This window comes from Ralstonia sp. TCR112 (assembly GCF_007997035.1).
GTDB lineage: Bacteria > Pseudomonadota > Gammaproteobacteria > Burkholderiales > Burkholderiaceae > Ralstonia > Ralstonia edaphi.
The window spans coordinates 1-1,024 of sequence record NZ_VOSS01000184.1; the positions used below are offsets into that span (position 1 = coordinate 1).

Here is a 1,024-nt window from a genome sequence, read left to right on the forward strand (position 1 = left end):
GGCAGCTCAACCACGCTGTCACTCACGCAGACGTATTTCGTCAACGACAACTGGGCCGTTACGGCGGTCGGCGGCATCCCGCCCACCACTGACATCTACGGCCGGGGCAAGGTCATCGCGCCGGTGCCGGCGCTTGGCAACCTCACGCTCATTGATCTGGGACTGCCGAAGAACAACCCGGTCGCATCTGCCCGTGCGTGGAATCCTGCGCTCATTGGGCAGTACTACTTCGGCACCGCGCAGAGCAGGCTGCGGCCGTTCATCGGCGCGGCGTCAGCTACAACCTTCTTCACCCAACTGCGCCTGAACCCGAATTTCGTCAGCGCGATGCAGAACCTCGGCCAAGTCCTGCAGCTGGGTATGGGCCAGATCCCGACCGGCCCCGCCAAAGTGTCAGCAGCGACCTCCAGTTCCTGGGCGCCAGTCGCCAACATCGGCATGTCTTACGAGTTCGCCCAGAACTGGACGCTGGTCGGCACCGTCGCCTATCTGCCGCTCAAGACCACTTCGACCATCACGCTGCGCAGCCAGGAAGGCCAGGTACTGGCCGTCAACAAGACGGTGATCAACGTGAAGCCGGTCGTCTTCAGCCTGAATGTTGGATACCGGTTCTAGTGGGTCGCCCACTACTGCGTAACTACTAAGGGATGCGGTTACAGGGAATGCAAGGGCAGGCCAGGCACAAATCCATCGATGATGTCTTCGGCCATCTTCGCGGCAGCGCGTTTTGCCGTTCCAATGCTGTCCCATTGGGTGGCCAGCAGTGGGAAGATCCGGGAGCGTTCGGTACTCGGTGGCTGCCCTTCCTCGCAGATCAACACGGAAGCACTGTAAGACCGGTCGGGACGAGGCTCGTGCCATTCACGAGGCGGATCGAACAGATAGATGAGGGGGTAAACATCGAACCCCTTGTAGCGGCAAATCGGATAAGCGTCCACGGCAATCTCCGTTGAAGGGGGTGGCCCACTGTACGCTCTTTGTGCCGGCTTCGTTGAACTACCCGCGAATAACCAAATGCGGACGA

The 1,024-nt window shown here is 60.5% G+C and carries 2 protein-coding genes; one reads left to right on the forward strand and one right to left on the reverse strand.

The window, feature by feature from the left end; all coding sequences use genetic code 11:
* Window positions 1–615, forward strand: a 615-nt coding sequence (locus FUT88_RS25135) for an OmpW/AlkL family protein (protein WP_147219257.1), incomplete at its 5' end; no start/stop codon positions are given.
* A 38-nt stretch (window positions 616–653) separates the two neighbouring features.
* Here FUT88_RS25135 and FUT88_RS25140 read toward each other — a convergent pair.
* Entirely contained in the window at window positions 654–938 is a 285-nt protein-coding gene (locus FUT88_RS25140; protein ID WP_147216708.1) for a hypothetical protein, read from the reverse strand.
* Window positions 939–1,024: the final 86 nt, after the last annotated feature.